The sequence below is a fragment of the Vibrio misgurnus genome, from assembly GCF_029635775.1.
In the GTDB taxonomy this organism is placed as follows: Bacteria; Pseudomonadota; Gammaproteobacteria; order Enterobacterales; family Vibrionaceae; genus Vibrio; species Vibrio chanodichtyis.
Map to the genome: position 1 here is coordinate 1,786,202 of NZ_CP113241.1, position 15,106 is coordinate 1,801,307.

General features: G+C 46.4%; 11 protein-coding genes and 4 tRNA genes. 6 read left to right on the forward strand and 9 right to left on the reverse strand.

The annotated features are described in order from the left end of the window. Nucleotides 1-7: 7 nt before the first annotated feature. The 8 genes from OOK74_RS08200 to vexG all read right to left on the reverse strand — a co-directional run bounded on the left by OOK74_RS08200 (nucleotide 8) and on the right by vexG (nucleotide 11,586). Nucleotides 8-1,228 carry a VpsF family polysaccharide biosynthesis protein gene (locus OOK74_RS08200; RefSeq protein ID WP_278182576.1) on the reverse strand — a complete coding sequence of 407 codons (1,221 nt, stop codon included), beginning with the start codon at nucleotides 1,226-1,228 and terminating at the stop codon, nucleotides 8-10. Continuing rightward, nucleotides 1,225-2,634, reverse strand: a complete 1,410-nt coding sequence (locus tag OOK74_RS08205; RefSeq protein ID WP_278182577.1) for an oligosaccharide flippase family protein — start codon at nucleotides 2,632-2,634, stop codon at nucleotides 1,225-1,227. Before OOK74_RS08205 ends, OOK74_RS08200 begins: the two co-directional genes overlap by 4 nt. Then, nucleotides 2,631-3,779, reverse strand: a complete 1,149-nt coding sequence (locus tag OOK74_RS08210; RefSeq protein ID WP_278182578.1) for a VpsD family glycosyltransferase — start codon at nucleotides 3,777-3,779, stop codon at nucleotides 2,631-2,633. The genes OOK74_RS08205 and OOK74_RS08210 overlap by 4 nt, the downstream gene beginning before the upstream one ends. Before the next feature lie 64 nt (nucleotides 3,780-3,843). Next, the gene (vpsB, locus tag OOK74_RS08215) at nucleotides 3,844-5,085 is read right to left on the reverse strand and encodes a UDP-N-acetyl-D-mannosamine dehydrogenase VpsB (RefSeq protein ID WP_278182579.1); all 1,242 of its coding nucleotides are present in this window, start codon (nucleotides 5,083-5,085) and stop codon (nucleotides 3,844-3,846) included. Between the two features lie 10 nt (nucleotides 5,086-5,095). Next, nucleotides 5,096-6,223, reverse strand: coding sequence for a UDP-N-acetylglucosamine 2-epimerase (non-hydrolyzing) VpsA (gene vpsA, locus OOK74_RS08220; protein ID WP_278182580.1), 1,128 nt, complete (start codon nucleotides 6,221-6,223; stop codon nucleotides 5,096-5,098). Between the two features lie 396 nt (nucleotides 6,224-6,619). After that, complete coding sequence (locus OOK74_RS08225) at nucleotides 6,620-7,129, reverse strand: low molecular weight protein-tyrosine-phosphatase (RefSeq protein ID WP_278182581.1); 510 nt, start codon at nucleotides 7,127-7,129, stop codon at nucleotides 6,620-6,622. A gap of 288 nt (nucleotides 7,130-7,417) precedes the next feature. Next, entirely contained in the window at nucleotides 7,418-10,528 is a 3,111-nt protein-coding gene (gene vexH / locus OOK74_RS08230; RefSeq protein WP_278182582.1) for a vibriobactin export RND transporter permease subunit VexH, read from the reverse strand. Beyond that, nucleotides 10,528-11,586, reverse strand: coding sequence for a vibriobactin export RND transporter periplasmic adaptor subunit VexG (gene vexG, locus OOK74_RS08235; protein WP_274721190.1), 1,059 nt, complete (start codon nucleotides 11,584-11,586; stop codon nucleotides 10,528-10,530). The genes vexH and vexG overlap by 1 nt, the downstream gene beginning before the upstream one ends. A gap of 286 nt (nucleotides 11,587-11,872) precedes the next feature. Between vexG and OOK74_RS08240 the strand changes: the two genes are divergently transcribed. The 4 genes from OOK74_RS08240 (at nucleotide 11,873) to OOK74_RS08255 (ending at nucleotide 12,465) form a co-directional block, all read left to right on the forward strand. After that, a tRNA-Tyr gene (locus OOK74_RS08240) sits at nucleotides 11,873-11,957 on the forward strand. An 85-nt stretch (nucleotides 11,958-12,042) separates the two neighbouring features. Then, nucleotides 12,043-12,127 (forward strand) — tRNA-Tyr (locus OOK74_RS08245). An 84-nt stretch (nucleotides 12,128-12,211) separates the two neighbouring features. Continuing rightward, a tRNA-Tyr gene (locus tag OOK74_RS08250) sits at nucleotides 12,212-12,296 on the forward strand. A gap of 84 nt (nucleotides 12,297-12,380) precedes the next feature. Beyond that, a tRNA-Tyr gene (locus OOK74_RS08255) sits at nucleotides 12,381-12,465 on the forward strand. Between the two features lie 159 nt (nucleotides 12,466-12,624). Here the strand turns inward: OOK74_RS08255 and gmhB are convergent. Then, a complete protein-coding gene (gene gmhB / locus OOK74_RS08260; protein WP_274723512.1) occupies nucleotides 12,625-13,185 on the reverse strand; it encodes a D-glycero-beta-D-manno-heptose 1,7-bisphosphate 7-phosphatase in 561 nt (186 codons plus the stop codon). A 210-nt stretch (nucleotides 13,186-13,395) separates the two neighbouring features. Here gmhB and metN point away from each other — a divergent pair, with 210 nt between their 5' ends. Both metN and OOK74_RS08270 read left to right on the forward strand, forming a co-directional pair. Continuing rightward, on the forward strand, nucleotides 13,396-14,430 hold the full coding sequence (gene metN / locus OOK74_RS08265) for a methionine ABC transporter ATP-binding protein MetN (protein ID WP_274723513.1): 1,035 nt from the start codon (nucleotides 13,396-13,398) through the stop codon (nucleotides 14,428-14,430). Then, nucleotides 14,420-15,097 (forward strand): methionine ABC transporter permease, encoded by a 678-nt coding sequence (locus tag OOK74_RS08270; protein WP_274723514.1) that lies wholly within the window; start codon nucleotides 14,420-14,422, stop codon nucleotides 15,095-15,097. Before metN ends, OOK74_RS08270 begins: the two co-directional genes overlap by 11 nt. Nucleotides 15,098-15,106 lie beyond the last annotated feature (9 nt).

A 15,106-nucleotide genomic window follows, 5' to 3' on the forward strand; every position in this document is an offset into this window, starting at 1 on the left:
CAACCTCCTATTGCACTCGCTTCACCACCGAGCGTTCAGGCCCTCGATAACAACAGGCCAACGTGAAGACCAGCAGCATTAGCGCTGGTGTTTTGACGGTCAAAGCATTATTGGTCATCGAAATCAATACAAAGCTTAGTAAGCTGATTTGGTTGGCCAGTGGTTGCTGCCAAACAAGCTTAACTGGCACAATAAACGAGGCCAGCCATAGGGCTATGCAACCAAAAATACCAAAATTCAATATCCAGCCAATCAGGTAGTTTTCCACTACATTGATGCCAATATAAAAAGCAATATCATTCAGTAGCCCATAACTTGCCCCAAACAGCCATTCGGAAACAGAGAGTTGTTCAAGCAAGATGAATACATCCAAGCGCGCTTCAGCACTCGTATCGAGATATAACTTAGAGAAAATTCGCTCACCAATCGGTGTAACAATCAGCATCACAATAACTACGATCACCAAGCAATAAGCCAGCGCCTGCAAATAAGCGAATTTCAATTTAGAATAAGCCACACCTTGGGTGATAAAAGCCCACATACTCGGTAACGCTAACCACACATTACCCAACAGAAAAATACCGAGTGCAGATCGACCGCCAAAAGCAAACAGAGCTAAGATCGCAAAAGCCACATAAAGTACGCTAGGTATCGAGCTATAGCGCATCAATAGCGGGGTTAACGCAGCCGTAATCAAAGCATTATTCAAAGGATGAGCTAAAAACGCCGTCGAGCGAAAAACCGAAAATCCACCAATTTCAACCGCAATAATGCTCTGCCCAACCATCAACTCGATAATCGCAATCGCGGCATTCAGCAGTAATAAATGGGCTAATAGTGTGAGCAATTGCTCACGAGCCGATAACGAAAGCCGAACCAATAGAGGAAGCAACAATAACGGTACTAATAAAGTATCGATTAAGTACGCAAGCCCTGAAGTACCAAACCGCATAAACCCATATCCCATGACTGCCAAGATGGATAAGATTGCCACCCACCATGGCTTAGCCAGTTGCTGCAATGGACGCAAAAATTCCAACACCCCAACTCGAACCAAGCAAACCATCACCAGCAGCATAGTAAGATAGGAATACAGATGAATTTTCGTCAGCGGATGACCACCTTCAGCAACATAGCTAATGCCAATATTCTCCAGTAAAAAAGCCCCGAGAATAAACCCACTGACCATAATTACCGCCAGCCAGCGGCTTAAATTATCTTCACTCAAGATTTTCTCCACCAATCGGTTAAGCGCTGGCGAGCTTTAAATGGATTAAACAGCCACAAACTCAGACCATACACAGCAATCGACGACACGATATAACCGCTCAATGCCAGCAATGGATTAATAGATAATGGAAGCTTGAGGATTTGGAACAAATAGCCGCCCATCACTGCTGCTGCGATCAGCACCTTAATGCCATCGCTACCTAGCGAATAGCGATACCCAGCACGCCATGCGCATAAAAAAACAAGCGAAGCCAGTAGCACACTCACCATCAGTAATGTTAATGCTGCACCAAATATCCCGAACCGATGCAACATGCTCGGCAGAAGTAGTATGCTGCAGGTTAATCCGATGAGCGAAATCCACAGTAACTTGCCGGGTTGTAATAAAAACTGTAAACCGTGTTCTAAATAGTGCGCCTTAAAATTGATCGTATAAACGGCTAGTGCAAGTACCCAAAATAGCGCTGGTGAGCCAGTCATATATTGCTCACCTAATAACAATTTAATCAGTGGTTGCTGCAATAAACCCAAACCGATCACCGCAGGTACTGTGAGCGTCAAAAGTAAATGAAGGTAAGTTTGATGCTGATGCTGTAATACCGAGCGATCGGCGCTGACTTTAGCTAAATTTGGATAAAGCGGTAGTGCAATCACCATAAAAACCAGCCCAAGCACACCTGCTAATAAGTTCGCTTGTGCTGCATAAATGCCAGTTTGCTGCATACCGCTAATATGAGCGATAAATAGCCGATCGATACGCCCACCGATCACACCGATCCCCCCTGCTAACATGATTGGGATCCCATAGGCAAACAAACGCTTCAACATCAGGCGATGCAACTTCGGTTGACTGGGCAGCCCAAAGATCAATGCACCAATTCCGTAGCTTAAAGTTAAAGATAGCAGTGCCGACTCAATCGTCGCTGAATAGGCAAGCCAACCTAAAGAAAGTACCACTACAGAAATAGATTGCAGCAAAATGGCTTGGCGATAAGCACTCAAGCGCTCATTTAACCGTGCTAATTCCAATTGGTATTGAAACAGCGATTTTACGGACAAAAGCAAGCACAGTATGGATAGTAGAGATCCATTCAACTGCTGGTTGGCATAAAGAGCAAATGCGATCACCACAAAGCCAACCAGTCCACCAAACAATATCGTGAGAGAGATGGATTGTACTAACTGTTGCTGTTCTTGAGCGGAGTAGATCGGATAGAGGCGTAACATGGATGTATTCAGCCACTGGGTAGTAAAAGCACGCACCAGTTCTAATACCACCATGCTCACCGCTAACAAACCATAATTTTCCGGAGTCAGAAAACGGGTTTGAATAGCAATCAACAAAAATACGCTCAGCGCCGAGAAAACTTGCACCGGTGCATAGCGCAGCAATTGGCCAATCAATGCAGCACCTCTCGATACAAGCTTTGATAATGCTCAACCACATTTTCTACCGCAAACTGCTCGCGCAGGTAGGTTCTAGCCGCGTGAGTATTGACCAATTTAATCTGGTCAATACACTGGGCAATAGCCGCTTGCTCACTCTCCTTCATAAAAACCACACCAAGTTTGGCAAACTCATCTTGCCGCTCACCCAGTATCCCAACCGGAGTTGCGATTAAAGGCAACCCTGCAGCCAGCATCTCCAAAGGAGCTAGCCCAAAAGTTTCCTGAGCAGACAAAAACACACCAATATCAGCGTTGTTATATTGTTGAATAATCTGGTTCTGATTCAATTTCCCAAGAAAAACAACATTATCGGAAAGCCCCCACAGCCCAATTAACTTCTCAAGTTCAGAAAAATAAATATGGTCAACATTAGGCCCGATCACTCTTAAAGTTACCTTTCTACCTGTTTTTTTAATTTCTCTAACTAAACCTAAAATTAAATCTACGCGTTTTCTTCGAGAAATAAGGGCACAGGTAACTAATATTATTTCTTCTTTATTTCTAAGTTGATTTCTTTTTGAATCAGAAAAATATCTAAAATCTATTGGGTTATAGATTACATTTATCGACTTTTTGGTATCTTTGCTTAGGAAATATTTCAATTCACTCCCAACACAGGTAAATATATCAGATGAAAATCCACTTAATAATGGGACGATTTTTTCGTATAAAAAGTCATTACTAAACGATACCGATTTGCGTGCTATTTTTTTATAAGAGTGAAGTGTTAAAATATTCTTAGTTTGACTACCAAGGCCTATCATCCAACTATTCATGTGTGCATGCACTATATCTGGTTGATACTGCACTATCTGCTCCCTAACTCGTAGCCAGCCAGTGACAATACTAGGTAAAGGCAAGCCCATACGTGATTCATTTGCTGGTGCAAATATCACTTCGACTTGTTCAGAAAGAACAATAGGTTGACCGGTAAATGGCTCTTGATTGGTAGGATCAAATGCAAGAATGCGATAATGATACTGTGTTATTTTAGAGGCCAGCTCGCGCACCAACATCTGGCATACGGAATCAACACCACCTGCATTTTTCGTTCCCCACTCAAGGGTAGTAAGAGGGACAATCAGTAGTATTTTTTTCATCAATTTATTTCCAGCATTACTGGATGCCGATAAAGATCGGCTTTAATCAGCATCCAAGGTGAACTCATGCCACCACTCCGCGTGTATCGATCACGACCTTCTTGGCAAATTCAGTTTTATCCGCCGCTTTAAACTCTTTATGATCAACCAACACCACAATAATATTCGCCAATTCCAGTGCTCGTTCTAAGGACACTAACTCAACACCTTGCTTGGCAAGTTTGCTCGGCAAGTCGGTGATATTAGGCTCAACGGCGAGCAATTGGCCGACCTGACTTTGTGCTAGGTGATAAGTAATGTCTAAGGCTGGACTTTCCCGTAAATCGTCAATATCCGCTTTAAACGCCAAACCTAAACAAGCGATGATCGGGGTTTTGAATTGATCTGCCGCCTGCTGAACTTGCTCAACCACCCAATGTGGCTTGCCATCATTGACTTCACGCGCGGTACGGATTAATTGTGCTTGCGCTGGGCAACTATTTACAATAAACCACGGATCGACAGCAATACAGTGCCCACCGACGCCAGGGCCGGGGCTTAAAATGCTCACCCGAGGATGACGGTTGGCTAAACGGATCAACTCCCACACGTTAATTTTTAACTTGTCACACACCAATGACAGTTCATTAGCAAAGGCAATATTGACGTCACGAAATGAGTTTTCGGTCAATTTGGCCATTTCGGCCGTACGTGCGTTAGTTACGATGCACTCACCTTTAACAAAGGTTTTGTATAGTGCGACAGCTTTTTCACTACACGCTTTGCTAATGCCACCAATCACGCGGTCATTGCTGACTAATTCTTGTAGAACATGTCCCGGCAACACTCGCTCTGGGCAATAGGCAATTTTAATATCTGCTGAGCTGCCCTTCTGGGCAGGAAAGGTCAGATCAGGCCGCGCTTGCGTCAACCATTGGGTCAATTGTTCCGTGGCTCCCACTGGAGAGGTACTTTCCAACACCACTAAGTTGCCTTTAGCCAGTACCGGAGCAATGGTTTTTGCCGCCGCTTCGATGTAACTGAGATCGGGTTCGTGATTGTCACCTTTAAATGGGGTAGGAACGGCCACCAAGAAGGCATCCGCAGGTTCGGCAGTTAAGGTTGCTTTAAGCTTGCCGGTCATCACCGCACTGCGCACCACAATATCGAGATCCGGCTCAACAATATGAATTTCTCCCTTGTTGATGGTTTCCACCGCATGAGCATTGACATCCACCCCTACCACATCGAGGCCACGCGAAGCCAATACTGCCGCGGTTGGCAGCCCAATGTAGCCCAGACCAATCACTGAAACTTTACTAAACATCTTCTATCCCCTAATTCATCGATTTCGCTAAAATGTCGGCAATACGGTGACAGGCTTGACCGTCCCCGTATGGGTTGTGAGCTTGACTCATCGCTTGATACGCTTGTTGATTGGTCAGCAGTGAGCTCAATGCGGCACAAATTTGTTGTGGATCGGTTCCGACTAATTTCACTGTACCTGCGGCTAACGCTTCCGGGCGCTCAGTTGTTTCACGCATCACCAATACCGGTTTGCCCAGTGATGGCGCTTCTTCTTGAATACCGCCGGAGTCGGTCAAAATGATGTGCGCGCGATCCATTAAATAGACAAAAGGCAGATACTGCTGTGGCTCAATCAGCATGATATTGCTGACCCCGCGCAGTAACTGATTCACAGGCTCACGCACATTAGGATTGAGATGTACGGGATAGAGAATTTGGCATTCAGGATGGCGAGCGGCAGTATTGCGCAAGGCGTAACAGATACGTTCAAAACCACCACCGAAGCTCTCACGGCGATGCCCAGTAACCAAAATCAGTTTCTTACTGGCATCCAACTGCGGAAACTGACTCTCTAAGGTGGCTTGCAGATCGGCATCGGCGCGGATTTTGTTGCGGATCTTGAGCAGAGCATCAATCACGGTATTGCCAGTGACAAAAATGTTTTGCGCGGAGTAATTCTCTTGCAATAAATTGTCACGCGAGGTGTCGGTGGGAGCAAAGTGGTACTCGGTCAGCGCAGCGGTTAGCTTGCGATTGCCCTCTTCAGGCCAAGGCGAATAAAGATTGCCCGTTCTTAAACCAGCTTCGACGTGCCCAACCGGAATTTGTTGATAATAAGCGGCTAACGAAGCGGCAAAAGTGGTCGCAGTGTCGCCATGAACTAAAACCACATCAGGCTGCTCACTGCTCAATATCGGCTGCATCCCGAGCAAAATTTTGCTCGTGACCCCATTCAGAGTTTGCCCCGGCTGCATGATATTGAGATCAAAATCTGGCGTGATAGCAAATAGTTGCAATACTTGATCAAGCATTTCGCGATGCTGCCCAGTGACACACACTTTGACTTCAAAACGACTATCTTGGCTGAGTTGCAAAACCAATGGTGCCATTTTGATCGCTTCAGGGCGGGTACCAAATACGATGAGAACTTTCTTCACGTCCCTATATCCTCTTCCGTAAATATTCCTTAAAGGGAATTCTATTAAATCCGAGCAACAGTCATTCATGCCCATTAATAATGAGTAGCAACATAAACAACAGCTTTAACAAAACTAATTATTTAGCATTAGTTTTTACTAGCCAATTAGATATATTCGAATAAAACAAGGCTCACTATCACCACAAATAAAGTTCACAACCTAAGTTGCCTGCTATTAATACGTCTATAGATTATTAACTCAATTTAAAATAATCTCGTATTTAACCAAGCCATCAGACAGAAGGGCTACGCTATTTAACGGTGGCGATCGCTTTCATTCTTTAGTTAAAGAAATTACTAAACTTTCGATTTACCTTGCTTTGTTTGATTCATCATATCCATATGCGATATTCCGTTATTTATTCTCGTCTAATGGGTTAACCTCATGGGCCCCTAATCCCATCTGTTGCCAATAATCAATTAAGGCGATTGCCCCAGACTCAATCAATAGTGCAGTGCGCAGAAACACGTCACACGCCCCTTGGTAAGGATCTGGGACCTCTCGCTCCAGCCGAGCTGCTTGGCTCAGGAACAGGGCGAGTTTATGTTTATGATGCACTGGGCATCGGTCGAGCAAATCTGCCAAATGGGTTCGGTCCATCGCATAGATAAAATCATGTTCAATAAAATCTTGTTGATCGATTTGCCGCACCGGATTAAATCCTGTTTGATAGCCATAATACTGTATCGCTTGCAGTGCTTTTTGATCAGGCTGTTTTCGTTGTGTATTTAACATCCCTGCACTGCTGACTTTAATATTCAAATTCTGCTGGCGAATTTTTTCACGTAAAATAATTTCAGCCATCGGTGAACGACATAAATTACCCGTACAAACGATCAGTATCGATAAAGGTTTCGTCTTCATATTTCAATACAAGCTTTATTATGATTTCAGCATAGCTTCTAACTTATTGGTAAAAACTGATGGTTAGCTTATCCCAACCTTACCGATGATGTGTGTCTCAAAATTGAGCTGGATATTAATTAGAACGAAAGCAGTATAATAAAAGTCGTTTGATTTATTTTATTAGAATTGAGCGTCACCAATTTGAATCAAAAATACGACAGGTGACATTTACTTAACGATGAGGATTGACATTGGTGAAATGAAAAGCCCACCACCACATAACGTGGTGGTGGGCAGCACGGCTCGCTAGTGCTGAGCGCGTCCTTTTACATCAAGCTGTAGCTCATGATTAAGTTCAGCTTCGACATGCCCAGGCGCTTGAGTAGAACCTGAGATTAAACGATACATCGCTGGGATCACCAGCAAAGTGACGATGGTGGCAAATCCCATTCCAAAGAAAATCACTGTACCAACCGCAATTCGGCTCTCATAGCCAGCACCAGTAGAGATAATCAATGGGATAGATCCGGCCAAGGTAGTAAACGCAGTCATCAAAATTGGGCGCAAGCGACGTGCCGAAGCATCGACAATCGCCTTTTCAAACTCAATGCCACGATCACGTAGCTGGTTGGCAAATTCGACAATCAAAATACCGTTCTTAGTCACCATACCAATCAACATGATCATACCGATCTGGCTATAGATGTTCATGCCTTGATCCATCACAAACAGGCCAAGGAAACCACCAAATAGCCCCATAGGCACCGTTAGCATCACCACCAATGGGTTAATAAAGCTTTCGAACTGAGCTGCCAATACCAAATACGCAACCAGCAGAGCTAAGCCAAACACAATTGCAACACTCGATTGATTCTCGCGGAAATCTTTCGACTCTCCTGAGTAACTGACCGAAATATCACTTGGTAATAGCTCCAATGCCTGTTGATCGAGAAAATCAAGCGCTTGACCTAAGGTGTAACCCGTTTCCAAGTTGGCGGTCACCGTCACCGATTTTTGCTTGTTGTAGTGGGCAAGACGAATTGCAGATGCCACTTCATCGATGCGTGTCACCGTATCCAGCGTCACCAGATCACCTGCGCTAGTACGCAGATAAATTTGGCTTAAGTCAGCCGCATTGTTAAAGCGGTTTTCATCACCACGCAGATAAACGTCATACTCTTCACCACGCTCAACAAAGGTGGTAACGCTTTTACCGCCGAGCATCACCTCTAGGGTCTCGGAGATCGATTTAACACTGATCCCAAGTTCTGCCGCTCGCTGTTTATCGATAGTCACCACTAATTCTGGGGTTTGTTCCGAATAATCAATATCGGCACCGGTCATAAATGGTGACTGCTCGGCCGCTTGTTCTAACTTTTCCGCCCACGTTTTTAGCTCTGAATAATCCGAGCCGCCGAGCACAAACTGTACTGGCTCATTTGAGCCACCGCGAAAACCGGGCATAAATGGGAAAACTCGCACATCAGGAATACCCGCCAAAGCTTTACGCACTTGGCCTAGCGCTTGTTGTGCGGTAACGCTACGTTCATTCCAGTCATCGAGGATCATGATCACGAAACCAGTTTGATCGCCGGCATTACCACCAAACGCAGGCGATTGAATACTGAATGATTTCAAAAAGCCTTGTCCCACCAGCGGCATCAAACGCTGTTCAACCAATTCCATATTGGCGGCCATCCGGTTATAACTGGTCGCATCGGCACCACGCACAAAGGCGAAAATAACCCCGCGGTCTTCTGATGGAGTGAGCTGAGCAGGCACCAATTGCATCAAACCATAACTGCCACCCAGACAGAACATAATCACCACGGGCGCAGCCCAACGCCAACGGATCGCACGGCTCACCACCAGACGATAAGCGTGCTCCAATTTGGCAAAAAAGCGGTCAATCCACAAATTGAATCGGCTCGGTTTAACATTCGCCTTCAACAAATGGCTGCCAAGCACAGGGGTTAAAGTCAGCGCGATCAAGGAAGAGAAAATGACCGCCATCGCCAACAGCACCGAAAACTCGGTAAACAGTAGCCCAACCATCCCATCCATAAAGGAGATCGGCAGAAATACCATCACCAACACTAAAGTGGTGGCAATGACCGCAAACCCCACTTCTCGCGTGCCCTTGTAAGCCGCCAGCAGTGGTTTTTCGCCCCGCTCAATATGATGGAAAATATTCTCCACCACCACGATCGCATCATCCACCACCAGACCAATCGATAAGATCAACGCCATTAAGGTGATCAAGTTGATCGAAAAGCCAAAATAATACGCCGCCATAAAGGCGGATATCAGTGAAACAGGTACCGTCACCGCTGGGATTAACGTCGCACGCAATTGCCCAATAAAGATGTACAGCACCAGCACCACTAAACCGCCCGTGATAAACAGCGTGCTATAAACTTCACTGATCGAACGCTCAATAAATACGGTCGAGTCATAGTCAATCGCTAAACGGGTGCCTTTCGGTAAGAATTGCTGCGCCTTATCGACCTCTTGGTGTACTCGTTTCGCCACTTCCAGTGGGTTGGCATCCGACTGCGGCACAATCCCCATGCTGACGTTAACAATACCGTCACTTTTAAAGGTCGAATTTTCGTTTTCGGCACCAATAAAGACATCCGCGACATCTTTCAGATATACCGATGAGCCATCACTCGCTCGCTTCACCGCCAAATATTGAAAATCTTCCGGCGATTGATAACCACGCGCGGTACGCACTGACATTACCGTTGAATCATTGCGCACTTCGCCACCAGGGCTTTCAATATTCTCTTTATTCAGCGCATCAGAAATATCACTGGTGGTCACACCACGCCCAGCCATTAATTCTGGCTTCAAGCGCACGTACATGACTTTGTATAAGCCACCGGAAACATCGACCGAGCTCACCCCTGAGATCAAACTGAAACGGTCAAGCAGCACCCGCTCAATGTAATCGGTCAGTTGGGTGCGATCCATATCCGATGAGCTGAGATTGATATACACCGAAGCTTGGCCAGAGCCGTTGTTTTTGAACACTTGTGGATCATCGGCCTCGTCAGGCAAGGAGCGCTGTGCCCGCGCCACTGCATCACGAATATCACTCACCCCAGTATTGAGATCGTAACCCAGCTCAAAGGTCACGGTAATGCGTGACATACCGTTACGGCTGATTGAGGTGATTTCATCAATACCGCTGATGCCGGCCAATTGATCTTCCAGCACGCTGGTGATCTGGCTTTCAATAATCGTAGCAGAAGCACCTTGATAGCGGGTTGAAACCGAAACGACTGGGTTTTCAATATCCGGCATTTCACGCACTGCGAGTTGGCTAAACGACACCAAGCCAAACACACACAGCAACATACTCAGAACTAGCGCCGCGACTGGGCGCTTAACTGAAACGTCTGACAACCACATTATTTGTCATCCTTTTTCAGCGGACGCCCTTCGACGGTCACTTCGGTAACCCGTGCGTTATCGCGCATGTTGACGATACCTTGCACGACAATTTTTTCACCTATCGCCAAACCTTGTTCAATCACCACCTGATTTTCAACCCGCGCGCCTAGTATCACTTCGCGGCGTTTGGCCAGATTATCGTCGCCAATCACGTAGACAAAACGTTTAGTGCCCGAGTATTCCAATGCTTGCACCGGGATAATCGGCGCGCTAATTTCAGGAAAATTGATCCGTGCCGACATCAGCATGCCGGGCTTTAATCGCTGATCGGGATTAGGAAAATGCACTCGCACCCGCAAATTGAGCGTCTCTTGGTTGATGCGAGAATCCACAGCCACCACCGAACCAACAAACTGATGAGCAGGCCAAGCATCGCTGATCCCTTGTACTGTCATACCATCGCTGATCTGTGGCAGATAACGTTCAGGGATCTGTAGATCGAGCTGCATTAGCGATAAATCATCCAAGGTCACTAGCTCTGCACCAGCACTCACCCATTTGCCACGGCTAAAATCGATAAAGCCGACCGTGCCTTCAAACGGAGCCGTGATATGTAAATCGGCCAAATTAGCGCGCGCCGCATCCAATCTCGCTTGCGCGATCTGCACACTGGCACGCTGCGCATCAATTTCGGTTGGCGTAATCGCATTACGTTTCAGTAAGCGTTCATATTCGGTTAATTTACGCTGCTCATCTTGCAGATAAGCTTTCGCCTCCACCACCGCAGCTTGGGCTTTGTCATCCTCTAACTGGATCAATAACTGACCTTTTTTCACCTGCTGATTGGCTTGCACGGCAATCAAATTGACCTTGCCCGCCACTTCTGCGGCCATTTCTACCGATTGTTGGGCTTTGAGCTTGCTGACTAAAGAAAGCGATTGAGAAATCTGCTGCGATTGAACTTGCTCAGTGACCACAGAAATCGCAGGAGATTGCGCTGGCTCTTGAGCGGATAACCCTGCGCTATGGATAAGCAGCGTCAGTAATGTCAATGAAAATACAGTGTTTTTATTCATGATCTGGCTTAGTGTTTAGAAAATCTAGCTATATTGTAGCGAGTGATACGCAACTTGAACGTCAAGGAACGTAAAGATTGCCAGTAAAAGTGTAAGGCACACTGTGACTTAAGCGACTAAAACGCTCAATAAGTTGCGAGTTTGCCGAAAAAGACAGCATTCAATTCAATTTACTAAAAAAACAGTTTACAGAGGGAGCGAGTTTGATAAGATGCGCTCCGCACTTGAGTGATGTGTTGGGAAAACATCAGTTAAGTCTTATCAGTAGTGATAAGAAAAACACCCTGGAGGGGTTCCCGAGTGGCCAAAGGGAGCAGACTGTAAATCTGCCGGCTCCGCCTTCGATGGTTCGAATCCGTCCCCCTCCACCATATTCTCCTCGTAAGAGGAACCCTTGATTGATGCGTTGGGAAAACGTCAGTTAAGTCTTATCAGTAATGATAAGAAAAACACCCTGGAGGGGTTCCCGAGTGGCCAAAGGGAGCAGACTGTAAATCTGCCGGCTCCGCCTTCGATGGTTCGAATCCGTCCCCCTCCACCATATTCTCTCGTAAGAGAAACCCTTGATTGATGTGTTGGGAAAACGTCAGTTAAGTCTTATCAGTAATGATAAGAAAAATACCCTGGAGGGGTTCCCGAGTGGCCAAAGGGAGCAGACTGTAAATCTGCCGGCTCCGCCTTCGATGGTTCGAATCCGTCCCCCTCCACCATATTCTCTCGCAAGAGAAACCCTTGATTGATGCGTTGGGAAAACGTCAGTTAAGTCTTATCAGCAATGATAAGAAAAACACCCTGGAGGGGTTCCCGAGTGGCCAAAGGGAGCAGACTGTAAATCTGCCGGCTCCGCCTTCGATGGTTCGAATCCGTCCCCCTCCACCATATTCTGTTGATACATAAAAAAGCCAACTCATCGAGTTGGCTTTTTTGTTGCTATTTTTTATTGCTATCGCACCACTATTGATTAGTCGGCGGCTTATTATCGTATGCTTGATCAATCAGGCTAAACCAGCCTGACCGATCACTATGTAACTTTTTATGTTACTTTTTCACTCGCAGCAAATAATGTGGCACATCACGAATGCTATCCAGCACCGCCGTTGCAAGTGCTTCACCTTGCTCGGTCACCGGTTTGCCGGTACGCACTAAAATTTTTGTACCTACGCCAGCCGCCTCGGCCGCCATCATATCTTCCGCTTTGTCACCGACCATCACCGAGTTAGCCATGTCGATCTTGAGGAAATCACGCGCCGATAAAAACATCCCTGGCTTGGGTTTGCGACAATCACAATCTTCTTTGTATTGCCCTATGCCGTGTTCAGCATGGTGCGGACAGTAATAAATACCGTCAAACTCAACACCATTATCAGCAAAGTTCCAGTCCATCCACTGGGTTAAAGAGATGAAACGCTCTTCACTGAACTTGCCACGCGCAATACCGGATTGATTGGTGATCAACACCAATAAGTATCCCATGCGTTGCAAAGCAGCGGTCGCCTCAAACACACCATCAATGAATTGGAAATCATGCTCATCGTGCACGTAACCGTGATCAACGTTGATCACCCCATCCCGGTCTAGAAATACTGCTGGTTTAGCCAAAATGCTTTCTCGTTTAACTCATTTGGCGCAAATTATTGCACGCTTTATTTTTTTCATCACTATCTAATTACTTTCTCATCTAACCATCGAGTGCGTTTAGACGTCTAGACGTAAAAATATCTATTGACTTCAATTAGCCAAGCTCATAGCATCATTAACCAATAAGGAAGACCAAAAGATTATTCTGCTTGATGCAGTTCAGGGTGACACATGATTGAGATAAAAAGCGTCAATAAAGTGTTTTATCAGGGTGAGAAGCCAATTCACGCGCTGAAAGATATTAATTTATTGATCCCACAAGGTACCATTTTTGGGGTAATTGGCTCCTCTGGCGCAGGCAAAAGTACCCTGATCCGCTGTGTCAATATGCTAGAACAACCCACCAGTGGCCAAGTCATCGTCGATGGGGTTGACTTAACCACGCTGAACCATTCACAACTGTGCGCCGCTCGCCGTAATATCGGCATGATTTTTCAGCATTTTAATCTGCTTTCATCACGCACTGTGTTTGCTAACGTGGCACTGCCTCTAGAGTTAGCCGGCCAAGCGCCAGCTTACATCAAAAGCCGAGTGACAGAATTACTCGCTTTGGTTGGGCTAGCGGAAAAACACGACAGTTACCCAGCCAATCTGTCCGGAGGTCAAAAGCAGCGGGTAGCAATTGCGCGTGCTTTAGCCTGCAATCCGAAAGTGCTGCTGTGTGACGAAGCGACCAGTGCGCTGGATCCCGCCACCACTCAATCGATTCTTGAGCTGCTTAAAGAGATTAACCGCCAGCTTAACCTGACCATTTTGCTGATCACCCATGAAATGGATGTGGTGAAAAGCATCTGCCATCAAGTGGCGATCATTGGTGATGGAGAATTGGTCGAAAAAGGCAGCGTAGGCGATATTTTTGCCCATCCCAAAACCGCCTTAGCCCACCAATTTATTCGCTCAACTTTAGATTTGTCGATTCCGGACGACTACCAAGCTCGCCTGCAGCCAACCCGCGTGGCCGGTAGCTATCCCTTAGTGCGTTTGGAGTTTACCGGCGCCACGGTTGATGCGCCGTTAATGACGCAAATTGCCCGTAAATACAATATTGATGTCAGCATCCTCAGCTCCGATCTGGATTATGCCGGTGGCGTGAAATTTGGCATGCTGGTGGCGGAAATTTTTGGTAATGCGGATGACGACCAAGCGGCGATTGAATATCTGCGCGATAACAACGTAAAAGTCGAGGTGCTCGGTTATGTCCTTTAATACTCTTACTCAATGGCTTACGCTGAACAGCGATTTATTACTGACCGCCACTTGGCAAACCCTATATATGGTGACGATTGCCGGTGTGGTCGGCTTTGCGGTCGGTATTCCACTGGGTGTGATCCTGCACACAACCAAGCAGCACGGTTTACTGGAAAACCGCCCGTTGAACCGGATCTTAGGTGCGATAGTGAATATCGGTCGCTCAGTACCCTTTTTGGTATTGATGGTCGCGATCATTCCCGTCACTAAGCTGCTAGTAGGAACCTTTATTGGTACTACCGCCGCCATTGTGCCGCTTACGATTGGGGCAATCCCATTTGTGGCGCGCTTAATTGAAAATGCGCTGCTGGAAGTACCCACCGGCTTGGTGGAGGCAGCCCAATCGATGGGAGCAACCCCACTACAAATTATTCGTAAAGTGCTGCTGCCTGAAGCGCTGCCGACCATTGTCAACTCAGTGACCATTACCTTAGTTACGCTGGTCAGTTACTCGGCAATGGCGGGCACGGTCGGTGGCGGCGGTTTAGGTGATGTCGCGATCCGTTATGGATTTCATCGCTATGAAATCACCATCATGGCAGTCACGGTCGTGATGCTGATCGTACTGGTACAAATTATTCAATCCATCGGTGATGCACTGGTTCGCCGCGTTGATCATCGCTAACCCTCGATT

What these genes read in the sequence shown, in the direction of transcription:
- OOK74_RS08225 (WP_278182581.1), bottom strand. Translation starts at nt 7,129, where the DNA reads ATGAAGACGAAACCTTTATCGATACTGATCGTTTGTACGGGTAATTTA.
- OOK74_RS08270 (WP_274723514.1), top strand. Translation starts at nt 14,420, where the DNA reads ATGTCCTTTAATACTCTTACTCAATGGCTTACGCTGAACAGCGATTTA.
- vpsB (WP_278182579.1), bottom strand. Translation starts at nt 5,085, where the DNA reads ATGTTTAGTAAAGTTTCAGTGATTGGTCTGGGCTACATTGGGCTGCCA.
- vexG (WP_274721190.1), bottom strand. Translation starts at nt 11,586, where the DNA reads ATGAATAAAAACACTGTATTTTCATTGACATTACTGACGCTGCTTATC.
- OOK74_RS08210 (WP_278182578.1), bottom strand. Translation starts at nt 3,779, where the DNA reads ATGAAAAAAATACTACTGATTGTCCCTCTTACTACCCTTGAGTGGGGA.
- metN (WP_274723513.1), top strand. Translation starts at nt 13,396, where the DNA reads ATGATTGAGATAAAAAGCGTCAATAAAGTGTTTTATCAGGGTGAGAAG.
- vexH (WP_278182582.1), bottom strand. Translation starts at nt 10,528, where the DNA reads ATGTGGTTGTCAGACGTTTCAGTTAAGCGCCCAGTCGCGGCGCTAGTT.